This window comes from Bradyrhizobium betae (assembly GCF_008932115.1).
GTDB lineage: Bacteria > Pseudomonadota > Alphaproteobacteria > Rhizobiales > Xanthobacteraceae > Bradyrhizobium > Bradyrhizobium betae.
Map to the genome: position 1 here is coordinate 4,892,423 of NZ_CP044543.1, position 21,307 is coordinate 4,913,729.

A 21,307-nucleotide genomic window follows, 5' to 3' on the forward strand; every position below is an offset into this window, starting at 1 on the left:
CTTCTTCCCAGGGCGCATCATCGCCGGCGGGGAACCGTGCATCCGGAACGTTCCTCTGTCACTCAGGAACCTTCGTCGCGATGCAGCGCCATGGTCGCGCGACGAAATTGCCGCAACTCAGGAACTGTGGCTGCTCATCGCTGTTCTCTCCGCACAAGTTTTCTACTGAAGGAGAGGACAATCATGTTGATGAAATCGATCGCCGCCGGTCTTGCCGGCACCGCGTTGCTCTCGACCGTTGCGTTTGCGCAGTCGCCGACCGTCACCACCGACAAGGCCGCGCCTGCTGCCACCGCGACAGTCACGACCACGACGGCCTCCGGCCAGTGGCGCACGTCCAAGATGGACGGCCTGAAGGTCTACAACGAAGCCAACGAGAACATCGGCTCGATCAACGATCTGCTGATGGACAAGAACGGTGACATCAAGATCGCCGTGATCGGCGTCGGCGGCTTCCTCGGCATGGGCGAGCATCTGGTTGCCGTGCCTTACGAGAAGCTGAAGTTCGTCAACGAGGCCGTCGCCTACACCGGCACCAAGCCCGCGGCGACCACCACCACGGGCGCTGCGACCGGCACCGAGAAGACCACCACGACGACCGCGACCACCGCATCGTCCACGTCGAAGTGGTATCCGGACCACGCCGTGTTCAACGCGAGCAAGGACGAGCTGAAGAACATGCCCGAGTTCAAGTACTCGGAGTAATGCACTTCCAGACTTCTAAACGAAGCGCGCCCGGTTTTCGCCGGGCGCGCTGTCGTGTCCGTGTTCTATCATCATTGCGAAATGTTGACCCTCACCCTGAGGAGCGCGCCTCTTGCGCGCGTCTCGAAGGGCGAGGCCACCGGCCTGGCCTTCATCCTCCGAGACGCTTGCTGCATCCTCCGAGACGCTTGCTGCGCAAGCTCCTCAGGATGAGGAATTGGCAGTGCAAGCGGGACGAGGGAGAAGGCCTCTACTTCACCAGCGGGCAGCCACCCTTGTCGAGTGGACGGAAGGCTTCGTCGCCGGGTACGGTGGCGATCAGCTTGTAGAGGTCCCACTCGCCCTTGGACTCCTCGGGCTTCTTGACCTCGAACAGATACATGTCGTGGACCATGCGGCCGTCGATGCGGATCTTGCCGTTCTTGGCGAAGAAATCGTTCACCGGCGTGGCGCGCATCTGCTGCATCACCTTCGGTGCTTCGTCGGTCTTGATGGCCTCGATCGCCTTGAGATAGTGCGTGGTCGCTGAATAGAGCCCGGCCTGGATCATGGTCGGCATGTGCCCGACCTTGTCGTTGAAGCGCTTCGAGAAGGCGCGCGTTTCCTCGTTCATGTCCCAGTAGAACGCGTCGGTGACGATCAGGCCCTGCGTCGCCTTGATGCCGAGCGAATGGGTATCGGTGATCTCCTGGAGCAGCGCGATCATCTTCTGGCCGCCCTGCGTCAGGCCGAACTCGGACGCTTGCTTCAGCGCATTGGTGGTGTCGCCGCCGGCATTGGCTAGCGCGACCACCTTGGCCTTGGAGGCCTGGGCCTGCAGCAGGAACGAGGAGAAGTCCGATGAATTGAGCGGATGGCGGACCTCGCCGAGCACCTTGCCGCCGCTCTCCTTGACGACGTTGGCGGCGTCGCGCTGCAGCGCCATGCCGAAGGCGTAGTCGGCGGTGACGAAGAACCAGGTGTCCTCGCCGCGCTTGACCATCGCCTTGCCGGCGACGTTCGACAGCGCATAGGTGTCGTAGGTCCAGTGCACCGTGTTTGGCGAGCATTGCGCGCCGGTGATGTCGGACGAGCCGCCGCCGGAATTGATGTTGATCTTGTTCTTCTCGCGGGTCAGCGCAGAGACCGGCAGCGCGACCGAGGACGTGGGAACATCGAAGATCGCATCGACCTTGTCGTTGTCGTACCAGTTGCGGGCGATGTTGACGCCGACATCAGGCTTGTTCTGGTGATCGGCGGCGACCACCTGCACGGGCTTGCCGGCGACCTTGCCGCCGTAATCGGCGACCGCCATCTCGACGGCGGCGAGGGAACCCTTGCCGGTCGCATCCGCATAAAGGCTGGACATGTCCGTGAGCACGCCGATCTTGACGATTTCGTCGGAGATCTGCGCCTGCGCGGCGCCACAGGTCGCGGCAATGGCGAAGCTGGCCGCGACGGCGGCGATGAGTTTTTGCATGTTATTTTTCTCCCTTTTGGATTGTTCTTTGAGCTTCGTCGCAGGGACGTTCTAGCCGCAATCGATGCCGCCGGCAAAGCCGGACCATGTACTCACGAAACCGGTTTGACGCCGGTCGCCGCTCTTGCACAATCTAAAGATGAATAAAGACGTGAGTGCCAAACGGTGGCTGCATCTTTGATGCCCTCTTGGGCTACTTGCCGAAGCTGAGGTACGAAGCCAGTGCCTCGATTTCACGCGGGCCCAAAGAGCGGGCAACCACCGGCATCGGCGTTGCCATTCCTGAGTGGTAACCTTGGCCCCACTGCTCTAGCCGCGTCTTGAGGTAGAAGTAGGCCAGCCCTCCGAGGCGGGGAATGTCGCGTACGCCCTCGGCGTTCGGACCATGGCAGGCATAGCAGGACGCGATATTCGCCTCAGGAATCCCTTCGAGGTAGATCGTTCGGCCCCTTGCGGCGATGCTGCTATCGCCGTCATTGGCGGGTTTCGGCGGGATGGACGCGAAATAGACCGCAAGGTCACGCGCGTCTTGAGGGGCAAGCGCTGCGACGGCTCCCCACATGAACTGCTTCGAAAATGGATTGTCGCGTGTATGCTCGCGAAAGCTCCTGATCTGGCTCTCGAGATAGTCCCGACGCTGACCGGCCAGCCGCGGCGCGACCCTGTATCCCTGCCCCCCGGCGCCATGGCACCACGTGCAATTGCGGACTTGGGCACCGCCTCCGTCCCACGCCATTGCCGGCGCGATCGAGCCGACGATGGCCAGAACCACGATTCTCCACTCGATGCGCTTCATGAGCCCACGCTTTCGCGCCTTGCGTTTGCGGTCGCCGGGAATTGGAGCGGCGTTGCTCTCATTGCAAGTAACCTACGTAAGCGGCGACCGCTTCGACCTGGGATCGCGAAAGGTTGTGCGCCGTCGGCGCCATGATCGCCGAAGTATCGATCGCCGAGCCCTGACCGCGCACTCTCGCCCAGCCCGAGAGCTGGCCGATCGTGTAGTCATAAAGCTGGCCCGCAAGACGCGGAATTTCGTTCTGGCCCTTGCCGTCCGTGCCATGGCAGGCCGCGCACGCCGGCACATTTGCCTCCGGAATCCCATCCTCGTAGATGCGCTTGCCGACTGCGAGCGAGCCGCGCGGCGCGCCTCCAAACGGTTTCGGATCGAGATTCTTGAAATGGACGGCCAAGGCAGACACCATGGCCGGGCTCAGCACGTGGGCGACATTGGCCATGATTGGATTGGTACGCCTGCGCTCGATGAAAGCGCGCAATTGATTCTCGAGATATTGCGGCTGCTGCCCAGCCAAACGCGGCATCGGAAAATATCCGCGATAACCCTGGCCCGACAGCCCATGGCAGGTCTTGCAATAGTCGAGCTTGGCTTCGAGACCTCCCCTTGCCGCTTCTCCACGCTCTTCCGCGTGGACCGTGACGGCGAAAGCGGCAGTCAGCATGACTGCGTGCAATGCCGCGCAAAGGCCGACGACCCGGCGAGATCGCGTTCGCTTCACTGCGAGGAGCTCAGCCATCACCAACCGTTTGCTCCGATATGAAAGTTCAACCCGACCTTGACGACCTGAATGTTCTGCCTAACATCGACGCTGCCGAGCAGGACATTGGTCGGATCGGTCATCGTCACCGTACGGTGTCCGAACTGGTAATAGTCGTATTCGAAGTTGGCCGACCAATGCTGCGTAAACGCCCATTCCAGGCCGCCGCCGGCGGTCCAGCCGAAGCGGTTTTCAAGTCCCGTAAAGCCGAACGGCGTGCCGGCGAATGAGCCGGTGACGTCGTATCGGTCTGCCGCCATGGCGGCGCCGCCCCTGGCATAGAGCAGCAGATTGTCGAACGCGTAGCCGATCCGCGCGGTCACGCTGGTGAGGAAATCGGTCTTGGCCTGCACCAGTGCCGTATCGGGATTGCCGAGTGGAAGCGCTACGTTGGTGGAGCCCTTCATCGTCGAGCCGGACGCAGCCCCCTCGATGCCGACCACCCAGGACGGAGCGAACTGGTAGTCGCAGCCGATCTGCCCGCCGATCAAGACGCCGTGTGGCGTCGTATTCACGGTGGTGACCCCGACCGTATTGCCGGCCCCCAGGAAGGAATCCTGCACCAATTGTGCTGGATCGGTGATGTCCTTGTGCGCGAAAGCGCCACCGAGACTGCCGCCGAGATAGCAGCCCGTCCAGCTGAACCGGGCCACGAACGGGACTTCCGCCTTGAGCGGCAGGTCTGCGGCCATCGCGGGCCCGGCAAGCATCATCGCAAACGCCGCGAGATTGGCTAGGAGCAATTTTTCCATCGAACAATCTCCGTCTGCGGGTGAACCTGCCTACATGGCAAACCAGGCGTGGAGGAACAGCGTGTTGTTGTCATGCGCACCGACCGTGGTGCCGTTGAATTTGTTGTAATAGGTGTATTGCAGGCCGATGCGGGCATTGAACCAGGGCCAGCCGAATGACTTGCTCGCACTGAACGGGATGTAGGCGATCTCAGCCATCCAGCCATTGCTGTTCGGCGTCATGGCCAACCCCGTCGTCGGATCAGTGCCGAACAACCCGGCGTCGGCGGTGCCCCAGATGTTGAAATATTGGCCGGTCAGAACGACTCTGTTGTCGCTGCCGTAGGCAAATGAAGCCTGAAGCTTCATGCTGTTGAGCAGATTGGTGGGATTGGCCGAGGCGAAATTGGCGAAGCTGGCGTCCAGCCGCTGAAACTCACGAATGTAGCTGCCGCGCAACGTCAGCCAGTAGTTGTCGCCCTGGTACTGGTATTGGGTGTCGAATCCGACATCGGTGAATTTGTCCGACTGCGGCAAGGTTGCCGTCGTTCCCGTGACGAAGCTGGTATCGAGCCATGGATGGACGTCGAAATACATGCCGAACGTGCCGACCATGAACGTATGCCGGCCCCAATGCGGCTCGAGCGCGACGCGCCAGTACGGCGCCACGCTGCCGAACAGGCCGGGCCCGTCGAACGGATTCATGCCGAGTGAGTTCTGCTGACCGAAGCCGAGCGTCTTGTACGCGGTGAACTCCAGATAAAGCAGATCGTTGATCGAGGTGTAGGCGCCGACGCCGCCAACACGCGCGGCAAACGCTCCCTCGATCATCGTGCTGGCAGCGGGCGTTCCTGCAAGCGACGATACCGCGTAGGGAAACGACCACGCCGGCGTCGTATTCCACAGATCCTGAACGGTCGGATTGTTGTTTGCGGTGATGCCGTAGACGAAATCAATCGGGCCGAAACTCCCGGTGCCCGCAAAGCGGACGTCGGCATTGTCCCATGACCAGGTGTGCTTGAACTGATCTGCCGGCGTTCCTGACAAGGCGGACAACGGATCCGGCGCGCTGTAGGTGACCTGGACAAAGGCGCCGACATTGTCGGTGATTGCTCCGCCCCAAAAACCACTGAACGGCGACAGCACGACGTTGTCGTTCGCCTTGTAGGGATCAGTCGGCGGCGCGACCGTCGCTGCCTGCGTGTGGGTGTAGCCCACGATCGCCATCATCGAGACGGGCGGGACATATACCTTGCTGTCGTCTGCAGCGGGTGGATTGATCGCCTTGGCGTAGCCACGAAGTTTATCGAGCTCGGCGCGCGCGTTGACGCCCGTGCTGGATGAGAACGGCGTCGTGCGGAATTGGCCACCGCCGGCGGTATAGCCGAGCAGCTTGAAGCGGCGCCCGTAGGGCGTGAGCGCGGGGAAGTCGGTATGGCAGGTGCCGCAAGGCTGCCCGGTCTGGCGCGCGAAGCTCGGCAACGCCTGAGCAGGTGGCGCGGAGCCGATCGTCAGGTAGAGCGCCGAGCACAGGGTTGCTGCAACTGCGGCCAGCCTCCAGCTGCCATGGGAACGAAAAAAACGACCGCAACCGGCTCGCATCGCGCCATCCCATCTGCTCACAGCATGCCGTCAATGCGGTCATGACCGTCGAGACAGTGCGGAGCTAAAACTGCGCCGGCAAAAACCAGTGTTCAAAAAAGAACAGCGAATTTGATTTCGACTGCGTGAGGCGTTTTGGCAACAGGGATTGGGCGTACACAGAGGGGCGTGAGGGACGTTGTCCCGAACTATTCGCGAGTCGTGCAGCTCCTATCACCGGAGGGCGATCATGAAGGTCAATGCACTGGCGTCGGCGCTGTTGACAGCAATTCTGATTGCTGGCTTCTCGGCGCCGAGCCTCGCAGAGGACAAGAGCGCCTCCGTCTCTGCGCAGGAGCTCAAGGCCAAGACGGATTACTGCAAGACTTGTCACGGACTATCGGGACAAGGCTTTCGCGGATCCTTGCCGATGCCGCGGCTTGCGGGGCAACAACCCGAGTACGTGAGTAATCAATTGCAGGCCTTCATCGACCGCAGGCGAACCAACCCCGTGATGTTCAACGTGTCGCATGTGCTCACCCCGGCGATGCTCACGGCCTTGTCGACCTATTTCAAGGATCTCAACCCAAAGCCACTGGGGGGAGCGCCCCGGGATTCCCTGGCGGTCGGAAAGAAAATCTATGAAGAGGGCATTCCTGCTGCGGAGGTCCCGCCATGCGCGTCCTGCCATGGACCGGACGCCAAGGGCGCCGATGCGTTTCCACGTCTGGCGGGCCAACTCCACGACTACATGACCAGGAAACTGACGAACTGGGACAAGGAGCGTGGCCAGGACAAGGCCAATCCCGACAACTCGGCGATCATGCAACCGATCGCTCACAACCTGACGGAAGCGCAGGTCAAGGCGGTCGCGGCCTATCTCAGCTATCTCGAATGATATTTGGCTGTCACGCAGGACTTCGTCGGGACCGATGATCCGGCCTCCCGCTAGCCTGCCAATACGGAGATCAGCAGCGCGCTGTAGACTTGAATTCTTCGACCATGGCTGTCGTAGCTGATGAATCCCCGCTCGCGGAACCTGTTCATGAAGGTGCTGATCCTCGATCGCGTCGTCCCGACCATTTCCGCGAGCGCTTCCTGACTGAGGTTGATTTCGCTTGATCTGCCGGTCTCCTGATCCGTGTCTGCAAGAACCAGCAAGAGCCGTGCAAGTCGCTTTTCGCTCAGGTTCAACAATTGGTCGCCCAAGTCCTCTTCGAGCCGCGTATTCCGCGACAGAAGATGCGCCACGAAAAACGTTGAGAACTCCGGCTCCGAGCGAAGCGTCGAGAGCATCACGTCCTTCGCAATCGAGGTGATCAGGCAGTCCTCCAGGGCTACGACGGTCGCACTCCGCACGTTCGCGCCACCCAGGCAGGTTTCAGCGAAGAACTGGCCCTTCTGAATGATGCCAACGATGGCTTCCTTGCCACGCTTGGACAGCGTCGTGACCTTGACTCGTCCCTTGCGGACGTAGCCAACGGTATCGGCGGGTTCACCCTGGGCATGAATCTGCTGATTGGCTTGAAATCGTTCCAGCGTGACGCCGGCGGTGGGCTTGGCGAGGAACGTCCCGGGGTCAAACCGCGCTTTTGGAGACCTATCGAGCGGTGCATCGGACATGGCATGCACTTACCAATTAGAGCGCTGGATCTTGGACGTATTCATTGGTCGATGGTTCACGCGCGCGTGTGTTGCGACAGATCAAAGCTCTGCAACTTGCACTTGCCAATCAATCGCAATCGAGGGGCGCGCGCCCGGTGCCCCTCGAGCTGCCACGAGCTCGGATGGATGGATGTCGGGCCACTTATCCCCGACAGCTTCGTTACATTGGCGTTCAGGGTGCCGCCGGCTTCCGCGATGACGCGCAACGTCTTGCTATCGAAGGCGATGTCGGCGAGCGTCACGCTGCTGATATTGGTCTCGATCAGCCGCCGCTGCCCTTGAGCCGTTCGTTGCGCCGGCGCAGGCCTTCCAGGGTGGCGAGGAGGATGACGGAGACAGTCGTCAAGATCACCGCCGCTGCCGTGATGGTCGGGCTGATGTTCTCGCGGATGCCGCTGAACATCTCGCGCGGCAGGGTGCGCTGCTCGGGACCTGCCATGAACAGCACGATCACCACCTCGTCGAAGCTGGTCGCGAAGGCGAACAGCGCACCCGACGCGAGGCCGGGCAGGATCAGCGGCAAGATCACGCGGCGGAACGCCTGAAGCGGCGAGGCGCCGAGCGAGGCGGCGGCGCGTGCCAGATTGGTGTCGAAGCTTTGCAAGGTCGCGCCGACCGTAATCACCACGAAGGGCGTCGCCAGCGCGGTGTGGGCCAGGATCAGGCCGAGATAACTGCCGGTCAGTCCGATCGGCGCGAAGAAGAAATAGAGGCCGACCGCGGTGATGACGCCGGGGACGACGACCGGCGACAGCACGAAAGCCAGCACGAGCGGCTTGAACCGGCTCTTCCACTGCGCCAGCCCCAGCGCTGCCAGCGTGCCAAGCAGCATCGAGAGCAGGGTCGCGGCGACGCCGATGATCATGCTGTTCTTCAGTGAATTCATCCAGCGCGGCGAATTGATGAAGTCGTCGTACCAGCGCAAGGAGAGGCCGGGCAGCGGATAGGTGAGGAACGAGCCCGAGCTGAAGGACAGCGGCATGATCGCGAGAATCGGCGCGATCAGGAAGATGAATACCAGCGTGGAGATGACGATGGTCGCGGACCACGCGATGCGCTGGCTGGGCGTACGGAGGGAAGAATGATCGCTCAATTCTTCATGCCTCCCGTGACCTGCTGTCCCTGCACCAGCTTGCCGTAGACGAGAGCAAGCAGAAGGGTGGCGAGCAGCAACACCGCGCCCAGCGCCGAGGCGAGTCCCCAGTTGGCCGTCTCCGTCGTGTAGAGCGCGATGAAATAGCTGATCATCTGGTCGGCGGCGCCGCCGACGAGCGCGGGCGTGATGTAGTAGCCGAGCGCCAGGATGAAGACGAGCAGGCTTCCAGCGCCGATGCCGGGCAGGGTTTGCGGCAGGTAGATGCGCAGAAAGGCGGTGACCGGCGGCGCACCGAGCGAGGCGGCGGCACGCATGTAGGCAGGCGAGATCGCCTTCATGCTGCTGTACAGCGGCAGGATCATGAACGGCAGGAGAACGTGGGTCATGGCCACGCAGACACCGAAGCGGTTGTAGATCAGCCGCAGCGGCTGTTCGATGATGCCGAGCCAGTGCAGGCTGTCGTTGACGATGCCGTTGCTCTGCAACAGCACGATCCAGGCGCAGGTGCGGACCAGAAGCGAGGTCCAGAACGGCAGCAGGACGAAGATCATCAACAGATTCGACCGGCCGGGCGGCAGCGTCGCCAGCAGGTACGCGACCGGGAAGCCGAGGATCAGGCAGAGTGCCGTTACGCTGAGGCTGATGAGGAAGGTACGGGCAAAGACGTCGCGGTAGATGGCCTGATCCGGCGAGGCCGAGACGACCGCGCCGTCCACGTTCCGCGTCAGGTCGAGCGCTGCCAGCAGGTAGAAGCCGGTCACCGGGCCGCTGGCGTCCCTGATCGTGGTCCAGGTGGTGCGCTCGCGCCAGGCCGGGTTGATCTTGCCGAGCGTCTCCCTGGCCGTACCGGGCTCCGGCATCGCCTTCAGATTACGTGCCGTGCCGGTGAGGATCGTGCGGAAGCCGTTCAGGGCGTAGTTGAGCCGCTTGGCTGCGATGGCGATGGTGCCGGCGGCACGCGCCGCCATGATGTCGCTGGCCAGCGCCGCGTAGGCCTTTTCGTCCGGCAGGTCCTTGCCGTTCCAGTCGGCGAGAGCAGCGACCGTTTGCGGCAGAACCTGACGCACCTCGCGGTCGTCGACCGCGCGCCACAGCATGCCGGCGATCGGGCCCGCGAAGGTGAAGAGCAGGAACAGCAGCAGCGGCCCGACGAGCGCGAACGCCTTGAGCTGGCGCGCGCGTTCGGCCTGCTTCAGGCGCCGCTTGAGCGACACCTCGGGCTTGGCATCGGCGCCGGTGAGGGACGCTGCTGTCATGAGATGCGTCTCATTGACTCGTCCCCATTGCGAGTGGGGCAATCGCAAATGGCCTTGTGGAGGGGCCTGAGCAAGCGCCTCGTCCTTCGAGACGACCGCTTTGCGGTCTCCTCAGGATGAGGCTCATTGACATTGGTGCCTGTAGAGTCGCTGCCACAGACTCAGACCTCATCCCGAGGAGTCCGCCGAAGGCGGGCGTCTCGAAGGATGGCCGCAACGAAGCTGCCTTCAATGCGCACCGCAGGCCAGTTCGATCGCGCGTTATTTCGCGGCCCATTTGTTGAAGCGCTCGGTCAGCCGATCGATGTTCTCGAGCCAGAAGGCCACGTTGATCTCGACCGCGTTCTTGATGTTGTCAGGGGCGGTCGGCAGGTCTTTCAGAACGGCTGGCGGCAGCTTGCCTGCTGCATCCTTGTTCGAGGTGCCGTAGGCGATGTTTTCCGACAGTTTCGACTGGTTCTCCGCCTTGCCCGCGAAGTCGAGGAACTTGTAGGCCGCGTCCTTGTTCGGACTTCCCTTCAGGATGACCCAGCTGTCGAGCGTGAACAGCGCGCCGTCCCACACCATGCCGAAGTTCTTCTTGTCGTTCTTGTTCGCGGTGTCGATGCGGCCATTGTAGACCGACGTCATCACCACCTCGCCGGAGGCGAGCAATTGCGGCGGCTGGGCACCGGCCTTCCACCAGACGATGTCGCCCTTGATGGTGTCCAGTTTCTTGAAGGCGCGCTCGACGCCTTCGTCGGTCGCCAGCACCTTGTAGACGTCCTTCGGTGCGACGCCGTCGGCCATCAGGGCGATCTCCAGCGTGGTCTTCGGGCCTTGACGCAGGGCGCGCTTGCCCGGAATCTTCTTGGTGTCGAAGAAGTCGGCCCAGCCGCCCGGGGCCTGCTTCAGCTTGTCCTTGTCGTAGCCGAGCACGAAATCATAGAGGATGGCGCCGACGCCGCAGGGGTTGACCGACGGCGGGATATAGACGGCCTCGCCGCCGATCCTGGAATAATCCAGCTTCTCGTACAGGCCCTCTTCACAGCCGACCGCGAGTTCGTCGCTCTCGACCTGAACGACGTCCCAGGTGGCGGCGCCACCCTGCACCTTGGCGCGCAAAACGCCGACACCGCCGTCCCAGGACTCGTCGTTCATCGCAACACCGGCGGCCTTCTTGAACGGCTCGAAATAGACCTTCTTCTGGGCATCCTGATACGCGCCGCCCCATGACACGACGGTCAGGTCACGCGCCTGCGCGACATTGGCCAGCGCAGCGCTGGCGCTGAACGCCGCTGCGAACCCCAAAGCAATCCTGCCAGTCTTGCGCTTCAGCATGGTCTTGGTTCCTTCTTCATATGCGTTGCGTTGCGTTGAGCTTGATCGATGCCGGTGCGGATCAGACGGGATCGAGGGCCAGGCAGTCCTCGGGACGAAAGCTGATGAACACGCTGTCCCCATGCCTCAATTCGCCATGCGCCCCCGGCTGAAGCTTGACCATGAACTCCCCGTTGCCGGCGACATCGAGCACGGCAAGCGCGTGGTCGCCGAGATAGATGGTGTTTCGCACCCTGGCCGGTAGCCGGTTCGGTCCGTCGCTGGAGTTGCCCTCCGGAATGATGGCGATCCGCTCCGGCCGCACCGACAGCGAGGTCGATGCGCCCGCGGCTGATACATTGACCACCCGTGCGGTCACGGTGCCGCCCCCGGCTAACACGACCCGACAATATTGCTTGTCGATCGTCTCGACCGTTCCGGTCAGCACGTTGTTCTCGCCGATGAAATGGGCCACGAAGCTGTTCACCGGATTCTCGTACAGCGTGTCCGGCCTGTCGATCTGCTGCACGATGCCGTCGTTGAACACGGCGATGCGGTCCGACATGGTGAGCGCTTCACTCTGATCGTGGGTGACATAGACGATCGTGATGCCCATCGTCTCGTGCAGTTGCTTGATCTCCAGCTGCATCTGTTCCCGCAGGCGCTTGTCCAGGGCGCCGAGCGGCTCGTCCATCAGCACCAGTTGCGGATTGAAAACCAGCGCGCGGGCCAGCGCCACGCGCTGCTGCTGACCGCCCGAGAGCTGCCCGGGCCGCCGGTGCGCCAGGGTTTCCATCTTGATCATCCGCAACGCCGCGCTGACGCGCTCCTGCGCTTCGGCCTTGTTGGTCCCGCGAACGGACAGCGGGAAGGCGATGTTCTCCGCGATCGTCAGGTGCGGGAACAAGGCATAGTTCTGGAACACCATGCCGATGTCGCGCTTGTGCGGCGGCACGTTCCTGATCGGCCGTTCCGCGAGGTAGATCTCGCCCTGGGTCGGAACCTCGAAGCCGGCCAGCATCATCAGCGTGGTCGTCTTGCCCGAGCCCGACGGGCCGAGCAGCGTGATGAACTCGCCCTTCCTGATGTCGAGATCGAGGTTCTTCACCACGAGGTGCTCGCCATCATAGGTCTTCTGAATGCCGGAAAACCGTACCAGTGCCGGCGAAGGCGTGACCAAGCCGGCGTCCATGTTGTCCTCGCGTGATCAGCTTCAGTGCCGTCCGGACCTCGTCCGAGGTTGCGAAAGACAGCTTAGCATCCTCGGGCGAGAATGCCAGCGGTGCAAGCGACGCGCGCCGGCCCGGCGCGTGAGGGCGCGCTACATCCCCGACAGCTTCGTCACAAACACATTCAGCGTGCCGCCGGCTTCGGCGACGACGCGCAGCGTCCTGGAGTCGAAGGCGATGTCGGCGAGCGTCAGGCTGCTGATGTTGGCATCGACCTTGATGCCGTCTTCGCTCTTCTGGTAGTCGGCGATCGCGGCTGTGATCTTCTCGCGCGCATTGGCGGCGATCGGCTTGAGGTCGAGCGTCGCCTTCTGCACCAGCGTCTGCTGGAGCTGCGGCACGACGGCGCGCGCGGCGGCGCCCAAAAGGCCGAAGGCCGCCTCGGATTCCACTGCGAGCTGAATGTCGGCGAGCCGCAACGTCTGCTGCGCCTGGTCGAGCATCGGCCGGCCCCAGATGTGCACGGTGGCCTCCGCGCCGAGACCGAGCCAGCTCTTCTTCTCCTTCGCGCGCACCAGCAGCGAGATCAGCAGCCGCTCGCCCGACGGGACCACGTTGACGCTCTTCACGGTGACGTCGACCGGGCCGGAGCCGTCCTCGGGATAGGTGTGGCCGACCATCTGTGCCGCGATCAGCTTGTTGATCTCGGTGAAGGGCACGTCGATCGGCACGCCGATGTTCACGCCGGTGCCGGTCGGCGGCACGATCGAGATTTTTTCGGGGAACGGACAGTCCGGCTTGGTCGGCGTCGAGGTCACGCGCGTCTCGAGCTCGAGTCCGAGCAGCAGCGTCACGTTCTGCGCGTCGACGCGCGGCTGCGCCGCGATGGCGCGGACCGGCTTCATCTCCAGCCAGAGCGGCGGCAGCGCGGCGGAGGCGCCGGAGCCCTGCAGCGGAATGGAGCGGCAGGCCTTGGCCCATTGCAGCTTTGCATTGTCGCGCAGCGAGGGATCGTTGCGGATGCGCTCGGAGACGACGTTGATCTGCTCGCCGACGTTCTTGTCGATCAGCGGCTTCACCTGCGCCGGCACGTTGACCTTGGCGCCGGCGACGTTGAGGTTGGTGTCGCCGAGATTGACCTGCGCCCCGAGATTGGGCTCGAGATGCCAGTTCGCCGCGAGCTTCGGGCGCGAGGTGACGATGACGTTGCCCCTGATCTCGGCGCTGGCGTTCAAATTCTTGATGTTGACCGCGCCGATCCGTTTCGCCGCGTCACCGCCGAGCACGCTGCCGAGGGCGTCGCCGAGCGCGCCGGTGGCTTTCGACGACAGCGAACCCGTCACGTTCAGCTTGCCGTTGAGCGGCGTCGAGATCGTCAGCACGTCCTTGTCGCCGGCGGCCGACATCGGCCCGCGCACGGCGGACCAGCCGATGTCGGCATTCTCCAGGATCTGCGAGATTGGATTATCGGCCTTGCCGGCGAAATTGCGCGGCGCGGCTTTCTCCGCCTGGTCGCGGATCGCCGACAGCGCAATCGCGACCGGCGCGACCACGATCGAGCTCTTCGCGACCGGGGGCAGTGGCGGCAATTGCGCGACCGGCGGCGCTGAATTCGTCGCGCGCGGCGACAGCCAGTCCATCGCCTTCAGGCTGACGAAAAACGACACCGCGAGCACCGCCACGGCGATCAGAACAGTCTTCAGATTCAACGCGAGTCGCATCACTCCCCCAGGCCGCCCCGGGCGAAGTCTACAGGGCAGGCAAGGAGGGCGCTAGAGCGCACCGATGGGGTAGAATTGCGGCGAACAGGTTAACGGCTGCGAACGCGCCGTTGCGGTGCGTTGGTTCGCGCGGGTCAGCCGCGCCGGGGACGGCGGACCGCTCTCACATTCCCGCGACTGCCGCCGCCGCAGAACAGGCGGTCACCGCCGTCGGATTCCAATCCTGAAACCATCGTGCCGGCGGGCAGGTCGAGTTGCTCGAGCACCTTGCCGGTCTCAGGATCGATCCGGCGCAGATCGCTTTCCTCGCCCTCCCAGGTGCCGTGCCAGAGCTCGCCGTCAACCCAGGTCACGCCGGTGACGAAGCGCTTGCTTTCGATGGTGCGGAGAACCCTTCCTGTTCCGGGATCGACCTGGTGGATCTTGCGCTCGCGATATTGGCCGACCCAGAGCGACCCCTCGGCCCAGGCCAGTCCGGAATCGCCGCCGCCGCCCGGCGCCGGAATCGTGGAGAGCACCTTGCCGGTCGCCGCATCGATCTTCTGGATGCGGTCCTCGGCGATCTGGAACAGGTGCCTGCCGTCGAACGCCGTTCCCGCATGCGCGGCAACGTCGATGGAGCGGTCGATCTTGCCGCTGTCCGGATCGACGGCGTTCAATCTATCTCCGGATGCGAACCAGACATGTGTGCCGTCATAGGTGACGCCATGCGCGGCCTCGACGCCCGCAAACGGCCCGTATTCCCTGACGATCTCGGCGGCTGAACGCTTCATGTGCCTGGTCCCTGTGATGTGCCCTACCTTACGTCTTCAGCAGCGGTCCGGGGAGTAACAAGCCTGTCGGGAAACCGGGGACGGGCGGGGTCATCCAGCGCCGCGCGCGGCCTTGTCCGAACGATTGCACCTTGTTCGCGCGTGCCAGCTCGTCGAGCGCCCGCTGCACCGTGCGCGCGCTGCTGCCGAGCGCCAGCGCGAGCGCCGAGCTCGACCACGGCTCGCCATCGGAGAGAAAGGCGAGGACGGTCGCGTGCTTCTCCTCGACCGGCCGTGCCAGCACGAACACCTCCTGCGTCCTCCGCGGTGCCAGCGCAAAGCCCTGCCTGGTCGCGCTGATCGCGGCGAGAGGCCTAAGCTTGGCGCGGAGGCGGCCGATCTCGACGCGCAAGCGGGCGCGATGCGATTCATCCACGTGCCTGGCCTGAAACGCCCCAGTGATCAGCGCCTCGCGCGAGACATCCGCCGGCCATGCCTGCGCGAGGATGCGGGCGAGCGCGAACAGCACCGGCCGCGTTCCGAGCGGGACGACCGTGATCCGTCTGCGAACGGCGTTGTGGAACGTGTCCACGACGAGCGCCCCGGAGGCCGCCAGCTCCTCGACCTCTTCGAGCCGCAGCGGCCGTGCCTCGCCGCGCGCGATCAAGCGTGCCGCGGGCGTGTCGAGAACGAGCCTCGTGCTTTCGACTTCGGCCGTGAGCGCGGCGATGCCGGCCTGCCGTGCGGCGCGCTCCGCGCGGCCGAGCGCCGCGCGCGCATCTTTCGTCGTGAGCCGCCTGATGGCGATGCCCGCGCGCACGAGCTCGCGGACGACTTGCGACGCCGGCGGAAGCGGGCAGGTGACCAGCTCGGCCAGCGTGCGCTCGGCCTCGTCGAGGCGCCCGATGAGGAGGAGACGGCGTGCCTCGATGTGGCCGGCATGAGCCGCATTGGCGAGGTCGCCGTGCTGGCCGAGCGTGGCTCGCGCCGCGGCGAGCGTCTTCGCCGGCCAGCTCAGGTCGCGCGAGACCAGCGCGATCTCGGCTTCGGCCACGACGCATCTGGCGCGCGCCACCGCCTCGCGCGGACCGAAGGCGCGCGCGGCGCTGCGCAGCAGCGTCTTCGCTTTCGGAAGATCGCCGAGCTGCGCCATCGCGATGCCGCGCAGCGCCAGCGACGGCGCGTCGTTGCGCAGCGCAACGCGGTTCAGCGCGCCGAGCGGATCGCCGGCCTCGAGCGCGCGCGCGGCGGCCGTGATCAGCGACTCCATGACAATCCCGCCACACTTGTTACTCCCACCGCGCAACCGCGCGGTGTCAGTAGTCGTTGGCAGGACGTCAGCCAAGAGGTTTGGAGAGCCATGATGACATCAGTTGAAAACGCAGGAACCAACGCCGCCATGCAAACACCGCCGGTGGTGTCGCCGCAGGACTGGGAGGCAGCCCGTCAGCAACTGCTCGTGAAGGAAAAGGCGCAGACCCGCGCCCGCGACGCGCTCGCCGCCGAGCGCCGGCGCATGCCATGGATGGCAGTCGCCAAAACCTATGCGTTCGAGGGGCCCGGCGGCAAGGTCGGTCTGGCCGATCTGTTCCAGGGCCGGCGGCAGCTGATCGTCTACCGTGCCTTCTTCGAGTCCGGCGTGTTCGGCTGGCCCGATCACGCCTGCCGCGGCTGCTCCATGGTGGCCGACCAGGTCGCCGATGTCGCTCACCTGAACGCGCGCGACACCACGCTGGTGTTCGCCTCGCGCGCGCCGCAGGCCGACATCATCAGGTTGAAGCAGCGGATGGGCTGGACCATGCCGTGGGTCACCATCACCGACAGTTTCGACGCCGATTTCGGTGTCGACGAATGGCACGGCACCAACGTGTTCTATCGCGACGGCACGGGCATTTTCCGTACCTATTTCGTCAAGAGCCGCGGCGACGAGCAGATGGGCGGCACCTGGAACTACCTCGACATCACGCCGCTCGGCCGGCAGGAAGTCTGGGAGGATTCGCCGAAAGGCTATCCGCAGACGCCGACCTATAAATGGTGGAACTGGCACGACAGCTACACGGACGGTGCAGCGCCCGACAAGAGATGGGTGGAGGTCACCGACGCCGGCGAGAAGGCGTTCCGCCAGGAGGCCGCGGAAGGACGTGACTAATCCCGCCAGCCTTGCCAGATGGCTCGGCCTCGCGGCCACGCCGACCTTTGCGATCATGGCCGTGCTGACGGCCGTGATCGGCAGCACTCCGACGGACATGCTGTGCGCCGCCGGGCGCGGGTTTTCGCTCGGCGGGATGGTGCCGATGTATCTGCTGATGAGTGCGTTTCATTCGGCGGCATGGTTGAGGTTGATTGCGGGGTGGAGAGGCGGGAGTGTCGGGTGAGGGGCTATCTCGTGCCCGCCTCGTCCCTTCGAGACGCGCGCCGGAGCGCGCTCCCCAGGATGAGGCTAACTGGCATCGGCGGCGTGGCGCAGGCGCTGCAGATATATTGGCAGCCGCACACGCCGCCCTCATCTTGAGGAGCCCGCCGCAGGCGGGTGTCGCGAAGGATGACCACGCGCAAGACGAAAACGGCCCCGATCTCGCCTGGACCGTTCGTATCTCAATCCTGTTCGTCGCGTTACCGCGTCGCGGCGCCGAGATCCGCTCTGCGCTCCGTCATCGGCAGCACGATCACCTTGGTGCCGACGTTGACGCGGGAGTAGAGGTCGGTGACGTCGTCGTTGGTGAGGCGGATGCAGCCGGACGAGACGTGCTTGCCGATCGTATCCGGCGCGTTGGTGCCGTGGATGCGGTAGATGGTGCCGCCGAGATACATGGCGCGGGCCCCTAACGGATTGCCGGGGCCGCCGGCCATGTGGCGCGGCAGATAGGGCTGGCGGGCGATCATTTCCGGCGGCGGCGTCCAATCCGGCCACTCGGCCTTCCTGGTGACCGACTGAGTGCCGGACCAAGTGAAGCCGTCGCGGCCGACGCCGATGCCATAGCGCACGGCCTGGCCGCCTCCGAGCACATAATAGAGATAGGTGTTGGGCGTATCGATGATGATGGTGCCGGGCGCCTCGCGCGTCGCGTAGCTCACGGTCTGGCGGCGGAAGCGGGCCGGCATCTCGACCGCATCCTGATCCTCGGACGGCGCGGCCTGATAAGGCGTCGCCTGATAGGGCTGGTAAGGCTGGATCGGCTGCGGCGCGGCCACCGGCGGCAGCGGCTGGAAGAACGGGAAGAGCTGAACGGGCGCGGCGTTCACCGGGCCGGCGAATGCGATCGCGGTGGCAGCAACTGCGCCCAAAGCAACGGCGCGCGAATAATTCCCGAACGTGCCCAGCTTGAACATTTGGTCGCCCCTGTTTGCGCGGTGTTTCTTGGTCACCCCGGCACCGTTTCGGTGCTCCGTTGCCTAGATCACTAACGGCAAAAAGTTTCGGGACGTTTGCGCGGAGAAGCGAAAACGGTTTCGTCGCGGAAAGGATTGTTTCATGACAGTTTCGTGGCCGCAGGGGTCCGTTAACGAACAAAACAACCGGCCGACACTTCTGTGACGTCACACGCCTGAAATATCCTTCGTTGATGGTCCTAAGCCGAGAATCATCAAACTCTCGGGATGTTCCGATGCGGGTATTAATCGCGACTGACGCCTGGCATCCGCAGGTCAACGGCGTGGTGCGGACGCTGACCTCGCTGGCGAACGCGGCCAAGGCCCTCGATGTCGAGATCGAATTTTTGACGCCGGAAGGCTTTCCGTCGTGGCCGCTGCCGACCTATCCGGGCCTGCGCATCGCGCTGCCGAGCGGAAAGGAGATCGCGCGGCGGATCGAGAAGGCCGCGCCGGACGCGCTGCACATTGCGACCGAGGGTCCGATCGGCTGGGCCGCGCGCGCCTATTGCCGTCGCAACCGGCTCGCCTTCACCACCTCCTATACGACGCGCTTTCCGGAATACGTCTCGGTGCGGACCGGCATCCCCGCAAGCGTCGGCTATGCCGTGCTGCGCCACTTCCACGATGCCGCTGCGATGACGATGGTGGCGACGCCCTCGCTGCGGCAGGAGCTGTCCGAGCGCGGCTTCAAGCGGCTCGGGTTCTGGACGCGCGGCGTCAACACCGAGCTGTTCCATCCCGATCATCCCGCCAAGCTCGACCTGCCGGGTCCGATCTTCATGACCATGGGCCGCGTGGCGGTGGAGAAGAATCTCGAAGCGTTCCTCTCGCTCGATCTGCCCGGCACCAAGGTCGTCGTCGGCGATGGTCCGCAGAAGGCCGCGCTCGAAAAGAAATATCCGGATGCCGTCTTCCTCGGCGAGAAGAAGGGCGCGGATCTCACGTCGCATCTCGCCGCCGCCGACGTCTTCGTCTTCCCGAGCCTGACCGACACGTTCGGCGTGGTGCAGCTCGAGGCGCTCGCCTGCGGCACGCCCGTTGCGGCGTTTCCGGTCACGGGACCCAAGGACGTCATCGCCGATCACCCGATCGGCGCGATCGACCATGATCTGCGCACGGCGTGCCTGCGCGCACTCACCATGTCGCGCGAGACCTGCCGCAACTTCGCGCTGGAACGGTCCTGGGAGAACAGCGCGCGCCAGTTCGTCGGCAACCTCACCTCACTCCAGCCCAGCCGCGTTCTGCGCGCCTCGCCCCGCATGGCGCGGCGGCCAGTGCGCGGTTGATCCCATACGTCTTGAACCACAGCGAGAACCACATCGATGGCTAAGATCATGAACCTTGACGGCACCCAGCAGCTCGACCTCACCCGCGGCACCGTCGAGCAGGCCTATGACCGCTGGGCGCCGGTCTACGACCTGGTGTTCGGCGGCGTGTTCGCCAAGGGCCGGCAGGCGGCGATCGCGGCCACCAACAAGATCGGCGGCCGCGTGCTCGAGGTCGGCGTCGGCACCGGCATCTCGCTGCCGCTCTACGCGCCGCATGTGCGCATCTTCGGCACCGACATCTCGGAAGCGATGCTGGACAAGGCGCGCCAGCGCGTCACCGAGGGCAAGCTGAAGAACGTCGAGGGCCTCGCGGTGATGGACGCCGAGAAGCTCGAATTCCCCGACAATTCCTTCGACGTCGTGATGGCGCAATATGTCGTCACCGCCGTACCGAATCCGGAAGTCGCGCTCGACGAATTCGCCCGCGTGCTGCGCCCCGGCGGCGAGCTGATCATCCTGACCCGCGTCAGTGCCGATGCCGGCGTCCGCCGCTTCATCGAGCAGAAGCTCCAGCCGGTGGTGCGTCCGCTCGGCTTCCGCACCGCCGAGTTCGCCTGGTCGCGTTATGCCAAGTGGCTCTCCGGTGCGAAGGGCATCGAGCTCGCCGAGCGCCGCCTGATTCCGCCGCTCGGCCATTTCTCGCTGGTGCGTTTCCGCAAGGTCGACGTCGCCAAGGCCGCGTGAGCGCTGTTTGCTCCTCATGGTGAGGAGGCGCGCAAGCGCCGTCTCGAACCATGAAGGCCCGCTGCTGCACCTCGGCCTTCATCCTTCGAGACGCGCGCAAGAGCGCGCTCCTCAGGATGAGGGGGAGAGAGTAACCCGTGCGTCATCGCGCCGCTGCACATTGTCATATGACAAAATGATGATGTCACACGGCCTACATCGAATCCCTGTAATCCCGTACCCGAAAGCATTTTGGGGGAGAGCATGATCAAGAATTATCTCGAGCAGCTGCGGATCCAGCGCTGGGACGACCATCGCTACTATCACCACAGCCGCATCAATCAGAGCCTGCACTTCATCAGCGCGCTGAGCTTCCTCTTCGCCTATGTCTGGCTGTTCATCGATCCGGTGGTCTCCGGACTGGTGGGCTGGCTGGTCTCGATGACCTCGCGCCAGGCCGGTCATTTCTTCTTCGAGCCGCACGGCTACGACCACGTCAACCAGGCCACGCACGAGCACAAGGAAGAGATCAAGGTCGGCTACAACCTTCAGCGCAAGGTCGTGCTGATGTCGATCTGGGCGCTGTCGCCGCTGGTGCTGTTCGTCGATCCCACGCTGTTCGGCCTGTTCACGCCCTGGGCGAGCGCGACCGATTTCATGCGGCAGGTCGCCAAGATCTGGCTCGTGGTGGGCGGCGGCGGTCTTCTGTTCCGCACCGTGCATCTGTTCTTCATCCGCGACGTCGAGACCGGCCTCGTCTGGATGACCAAGATCCTGACCGACCCCTTCCACGATCTGATGCTCTATCGCAATGCGCCGCTGGCGCTGATGCGCGGCGAGCTGATGGATCCCGGCCTGCATCTCAACCCCGAGCACACGCTGGGCTTCATCGACGAGCCCACGCTCGAGGAGCAGCACGCCTGAGCGCGCCGCGTACACGAAACACTCCGATGTCTG

22 protein-coding genes are annotated in these 21,307 nt (G+C 64.1%); 7 read left to right on the forward strand and 15 right to left on the reverse strand.

Going from position 1 to position 21,307, the window contains the following annotated elements; translation table 11 throughout:
- Positions 1 to 183: 183 nt before the first annotated feature.
- Positions 184 to 705: a PRC-barrel domain-containing protein gene (locus F8237_RS23455; protein WP_151648318.1), complete on the forward strand. Its 522-nt coding sequence runs from the start codon at positions 184 to 186 to the stop codon at positions 703 to 705.
- A 250-nt stretch (positions 706 to 955) separates the two neighbouring features.
- Here F8237_RS23455 and F8237_RS23460 read toward each other — a convergent pair whose 3' ends face one another.
- The 5 genes from F8237_RS23460 to F8237_RS23480 form a co-directional block, all read right to left on the reverse strand.
- Complete coding sequence (locus F8237_RS23460; protein ID WP_151648320.1) at positions 956 to 2,164, reverse strand: ABC transporter substrate-binding protein; 1,209 nt, start codon at positions 2,162 to 2,164, stop codon at positions 956 to 958.
- Between the two features lie 193 nt (positions 2,165 to 2,357).
- Positions 2,358 to 2,960 (reverse strand): c-type cytochrome, encoded by a 603-nt coding sequence (locus F8237_RS23465; RefSeq protein WP_151648322.1) that lies wholly within the window; start codon positions 2,958 to 2,960, stop codon positions 2,358 to 2,360.
- Between the two features lie 58 nt (positions 2,961 to 3,018).
- Positions 3,019 to 3,621: a c-type cytochrome gene (locus tag F8237_RS23470; protein ID WP_151648324.1), complete on the reverse strand. Its 603-nt coding sequence runs from the start codon at positions 3,619 to 3,621 to the stop codon at positions 3,019 to 3,021.
- A gap of 74 nt (positions 3,622 to 3,695) precedes the next feature.
- Positions 3,696 to 4,469 (reverse strand): outer membrane protein, encoded by a 774-nt coding sequence (locus tag F8237_RS23475; protein ID WP_151648326.1) that lies wholly within the window; start codon positions 4,467 to 4,469, stop codon positions 3,696 to 3,698.
- 30 nt (positions 4,470 to 4,499) lie between these two features.
- A complete protein-coding gene (locus F8237_RS23480) occupies positions 4,500 to 6,050 on the reverse strand; it encodes a cytochrome C (protein ID WP_244625954.1) in 1,551 nt (516 codons plus the stop codon).
- Positions 6,051 to 6,279: 229 nt separating this feature from the next.
- Between F8237_RS23480 and F8237_RS23485 the strand changes: the two genes are divergently transcribed.
- Positions 6,280 to 6,927 carry a c-type cytochrome gene (locus tag F8237_RS23485; RefSeq protein ID WP_151648328.1) on the forward strand — a complete coding sequence of 216 codons (648 nt, stop codon included), beginning with the start codon at positions 6,280 to 6,282 and terminating at the stop codon, positions 6,925 to 6,927.
- Between the two features lie 50 nt (positions 6,928 to 6,977).
- On the opposite strand, the gene F8237_RS23490 is transcribed toward F8237_RS23485, so the two are convergent.
- From F8237_RS23490 to F8237_RS23525, 9 genes are all read right to left on the reverse strand, one after another.
- Complete coding sequence (locus tag F8237_RS23490) at positions 6,978 to 7,652, reverse strand: Crp/Fnr family transcriptional regulator (RefSeq protein ID WP_151648330.1); 675 nt, start codon at positions 7,650 to 7,652, stop codon at positions 6,978 to 6,980.
- Positions 7,653 to 7,708: 56 nt separating this feature from the next.
- Positions 7,709 to 7,936 (reverse strand): hypothetical protein, encoded by a 228-nt coding sequence (locus tag F8237_RS36435; protein ID WP_167527449.1) that lies wholly within the window; start codon positions 7,934 to 7,936, stop codon positions 7,709 to 7,711.
- Positions 7,937 to 7,956: 20 nt separating this feature from the next.
- Complete coding sequence (locus F8237_RS23495) at positions 7,957 to 8,787, reverse strand: ABC transporter permease (RefSeq protein ID WP_162006183.1); 831 nt, start codon at positions 8,785 to 8,787, stop codon at positions 7,957 to 7,959.
- The gene (locus tag F8237_RS23500; protein ID WP_151648332.1) at positions 8,784 to 10,046 is read right to left on the reverse strand and encodes an ABC transporter permease; all 1,263 of its coding nucleotides are present in this window, start codon (positions 10,044 to 10,046) and stop codon (positions 8,784 to 8,786) included. The genes F8237_RS23495 and F8237_RS23500 overlap by 4 nt, the downstream gene beginning before the upstream one ends.
- A 261-nt stretch (positions 10,047 to 10,307) precedes the next feature.
- On the reverse strand, positions 10,308 to 11,366 hold the full coding sequence (locus F8237_RS23505; RefSeq protein WP_151648334.1) for an ABC transporter substrate-binding protein: 1,059 nt from the start codon (positions 11,364 to 11,366) through the stop codon (positions 10,308 to 10,310).
- A 61-nt stretch (positions 11,367 to 11,427) separates the two neighbouring features.
- Complete coding sequence (locus tag F8237_RS23510) at positions 11,428 to 12,537, reverse strand: ABC transporter ATP-binding protein (protein WP_151648336.1); 1,110 nt, start codon at positions 12,535 to 12,537, stop codon at positions 11,428 to 11,430.
- A gap of 129 nt (positions 12,538 to 12,666) precedes the next feature.
- The gene (locus tag F8237_RS23515) at positions 12,667 to 14,235 is read right to left on the reverse strand and encodes a DUF4403 family protein (RefSeq protein ID WP_151648338.1); all 1,569 of its coding nucleotides are present in this window, start codon (positions 14,233 to 14,235) and stop codon (positions 12,667 to 12,669) included.
- 134 nt (positions 14,236 to 14,369) lie between these two features.
- On the reverse strand, positions 14,370 to 15,008 hold the full coding sequence (locus F8237_RS23520; protein WP_151648340.1) for a Vgb family protein: 639 nt from the start codon (positions 15,006 to 15,008) through the stop codon (positions 14,370 to 14,372).
- 28 nt (positions 15,009 to 15,036) lie between these two features.
- Positions 15,037 to 16,257 carry a helix-turn-helix domain-containing protein gene (locus tag F8237_RS23525; RefSeq protein ID WP_151648342.1) on the reverse strand — a complete coding sequence of 407 codons (1,221 nt, stop codon included), beginning with the start codon at positions 16,255 to 16,257 and terminating at the stop codon, positions 15,037 to 15,039.
- 90 nt (positions 16,258 to 16,347) lie between these two features.
- Here F8237_RS23525 and F8237_RS23530 point away from each other — a divergent pair, with 90 nt between their 5' ends.
- Positions 16,348 to 17,136, forward strand: a complete 789-nt coding sequence (locus F8237_RS23530) for a DUF899 domain-containing protein (RefSeq protein WP_151648344.1) — start codon at positions 16,348 to 16,350, stop codon at positions 17,134 to 17,136.
- Positions 17,129 to 17,362, forward strand: coding sequence for a hypothetical protein (locus tag F8237_RS23535; RefSeq protein ID WP_151648346.1), 234 nt, complete (start codon positions 17,129 to 17,131; stop codon positions 17,360 to 17,362). Before F8237_RS23530 ends, F8237_RS23535 begins: the two co-directional genes overlap by 8 nt.
- 238 nt (positions 17,363 to 17,600) lie before the next feature.
- On the opposite strand, the gene F8237_RS23540 is transcribed toward F8237_RS23535, so the two are convergent.
- Positions 17,601 to 18,317 (reverse strand): L,D-transpeptidase, encoded by a 717-nt coding sequence (locus tag F8237_RS23540; RefSeq protein WP_151648348.1) that lies wholly within the window; start codon positions 18,315 to 18,317, stop codon positions 17,601 to 17,603.
- Positions 18,318 to 18,592: 275 nt separating this feature from the next.
- On the opposite strand from F8237_RS23540, the gene F8237_RS23545 reads away from it, so the two are divergent.
- The 3 genes from F8237_RS23545 to F8237_RS23555 all read left to right on the forward strand — a co-directional run bounded on the left by F8237_RS23545 (position 18,593) and on the right by F8237_RS23555 (position 21,274).
- On the forward strand, positions 18,593 to 19,645 hold the full coding sequence (locus F8237_RS23545; protein ID WP_151648351.1) for a glycosyltransferase family 4 protein: 1,053 nt from the start codon (positions 18,593 to 18,595) through the stop codon (positions 19,643 to 19,645).
- Between the two features lie 36 nt (positions 19,646 to 19,681).
- On the forward strand, positions 19,682 to 20,371 hold the full coding sequence (locus tag F8237_RS23550; RefSeq protein WP_151648353.1) for a class I SAM-dependent methyltransferase: 690 nt from the start codon (positions 19,682 to 19,684) through the stop codon (positions 20,369 to 20,371).
- Positions 20,372 to 20,614: 243 nt separating this feature from the next.
- Positions 20,615 to 21,274: a hypothetical protein gene (locus tag F8237_RS23555; RefSeq protein WP_151648355.1), complete on the forward strand. Its 660-nt coding sequence runs from the start codon at positions 20,615 to 20,617 to the stop codon at positions 21,272 to 21,274.
- The last annotated feature ends 33 nt before the right edge of the window (positions 21,275 to 21,307 follow it).

What these genes read in the sequence shown, in the direction of transcription:
- F8237_RS23550 (WP_151648353.1), top strand. Translation starts at nt 19,682, where the DNA reads ATGGCTAAGATCATGAACCTTGACGGCACCCAGCAGCTCGACCTCACC.
- F8237_RS23475 (WP_151648326.1), bottom strand. Translation starts at nt 4,469, where the DNA reads ATGGAAAAATTGCTCCTAGCCAATCTCGCGGCGTTTGCGATGATGCTT.
- F8237_RS23545 (WP_151648351.1), top strand. Translation starts at nt 18,593, where the DNA reads ATGCGGGTATTAATCGCGACTGACGCCTGGCATCCGCAGGTCAACGGC.
- F8237_RS23525 (WP_151648342.1), bottom strand. Translation starts at nt 16,257, where the DNA reads ATGGAGTCGCTGATCACGGCCGCCGCGCGCGCGCTCGAGGCCGGCGAT.
- F8237_RS23480 (WP_244625954.1), bottom strand. Translation starts at nt 6,050, where the DNA reads ATGCGAGCCGGTTGCGGTCGTTTTTTTCGTTCCCATGGCAGCTGGAGG.
- F8237_RS23465 (WP_151648322.1), bottom strand. Translation starts at nt 2,960, where the DNA reads ATGAAGCGCATCGAGTGGAGAATCGTGGTTCTGGCCATCGTCGGCTCG.
- F8237_RS23455 (WP_151648318.1), top strand. Translation starts at nt 184, where the DNA reads ATGTTGATGAAATCGATCGCCGCCGGTCTTGCCGGCACCGCGTTGCTC.
- F8237_RS23485 (WP_151648328.1), top strand. Translation starts at nt 6,280, where the DNA reads ATGAAGGTCAATGCACTGGCGTCGGCGCTGTTGACAGCAATTCTGATT.
- F8237_RS23555 (WP_151648355.1), top strand. Translation starts at nt 20,615, where the DNA reads ATGATCAAGAATTATCTCGAGCAGCTGCGGATCCAGCGCTGGGACGAC.
- F8237_RS23510 (WP_151648336.1), bottom strand. Translation starts at nt 12,537, where the DNA reads ATGGACGCCGGCTTGGTCACGCCTTCGCCGGCACTGGTACGGTTTTCC.
- F8237_RS23515 (WP_151648338.1), bottom strand. Translation starts at nt 14,235, where the DNA reads ATGCGACTCGCGTTGAATCTGAAGACTGTTCTGATCGCCGTGGCGGTG.
- F8237_RS23490 (WP_151648330.1), bottom strand. Translation starts at nt 7,652, where the DNA reads ATGTCCGATGCACCGCTCGATAGGTCTCCAAAAGCGCGGTTTGACCCC.
- F8237_RS23505 (WP_151648334.1), bottom strand. Translation starts at nt 11,366, where the DNA reads ATGCTGAAGCGCAAGACTGGCAGGATTGCTTTGGGGTTCGCAGCGGCG.
- F8237_RS23460 (WP_151648320.1), bottom strand. Translation starts at nt 2,164, where the DNA reads ATGCAAAAACTCATCGCCGCCGTCGCGGCCAGCTTCGCCATTGCCGCG.
- F8237_RS23520 (WP_151648340.1), bottom strand. Translation starts at nt 15,008, where the DNA reads ATGAAGCGTTCAGCCGCCGAGATCGTCAGGGAATACGGGCCGTTTGCG.
- F8237_RS23530 (WP_151648344.1), top strand. Translation starts at nt 16,348, where the DNA reads ATGATGACATCAGTTGAAAACGCAGGAACCAACGCCGCCATGCAAACA.
- F8237_RS23500 (WP_151648332.1), bottom strand. Translation starts at nt 10,046, where the DNA reads ATGACAGCAGCGTCCCTCACCGGCGCCGATGCCAAGCCCGAGGTGTCG.
- F8237_RS23540 (WP_151648348.1), bottom strand. Translation starts at nt 18,317, where the DNA reads ATGTTCAAGCTGGGCACGTTCGGGAATTATTCGCGCGCCGTTGCTTTG.
- F8237_RS23470 (WP_151648324.1), bottom strand. Translation starts at nt 3,621, where the DNA reads ATGCTGACTGCCGCTTTCGCCGTCACGGTCCACGCGGAAGAGCGTGGA.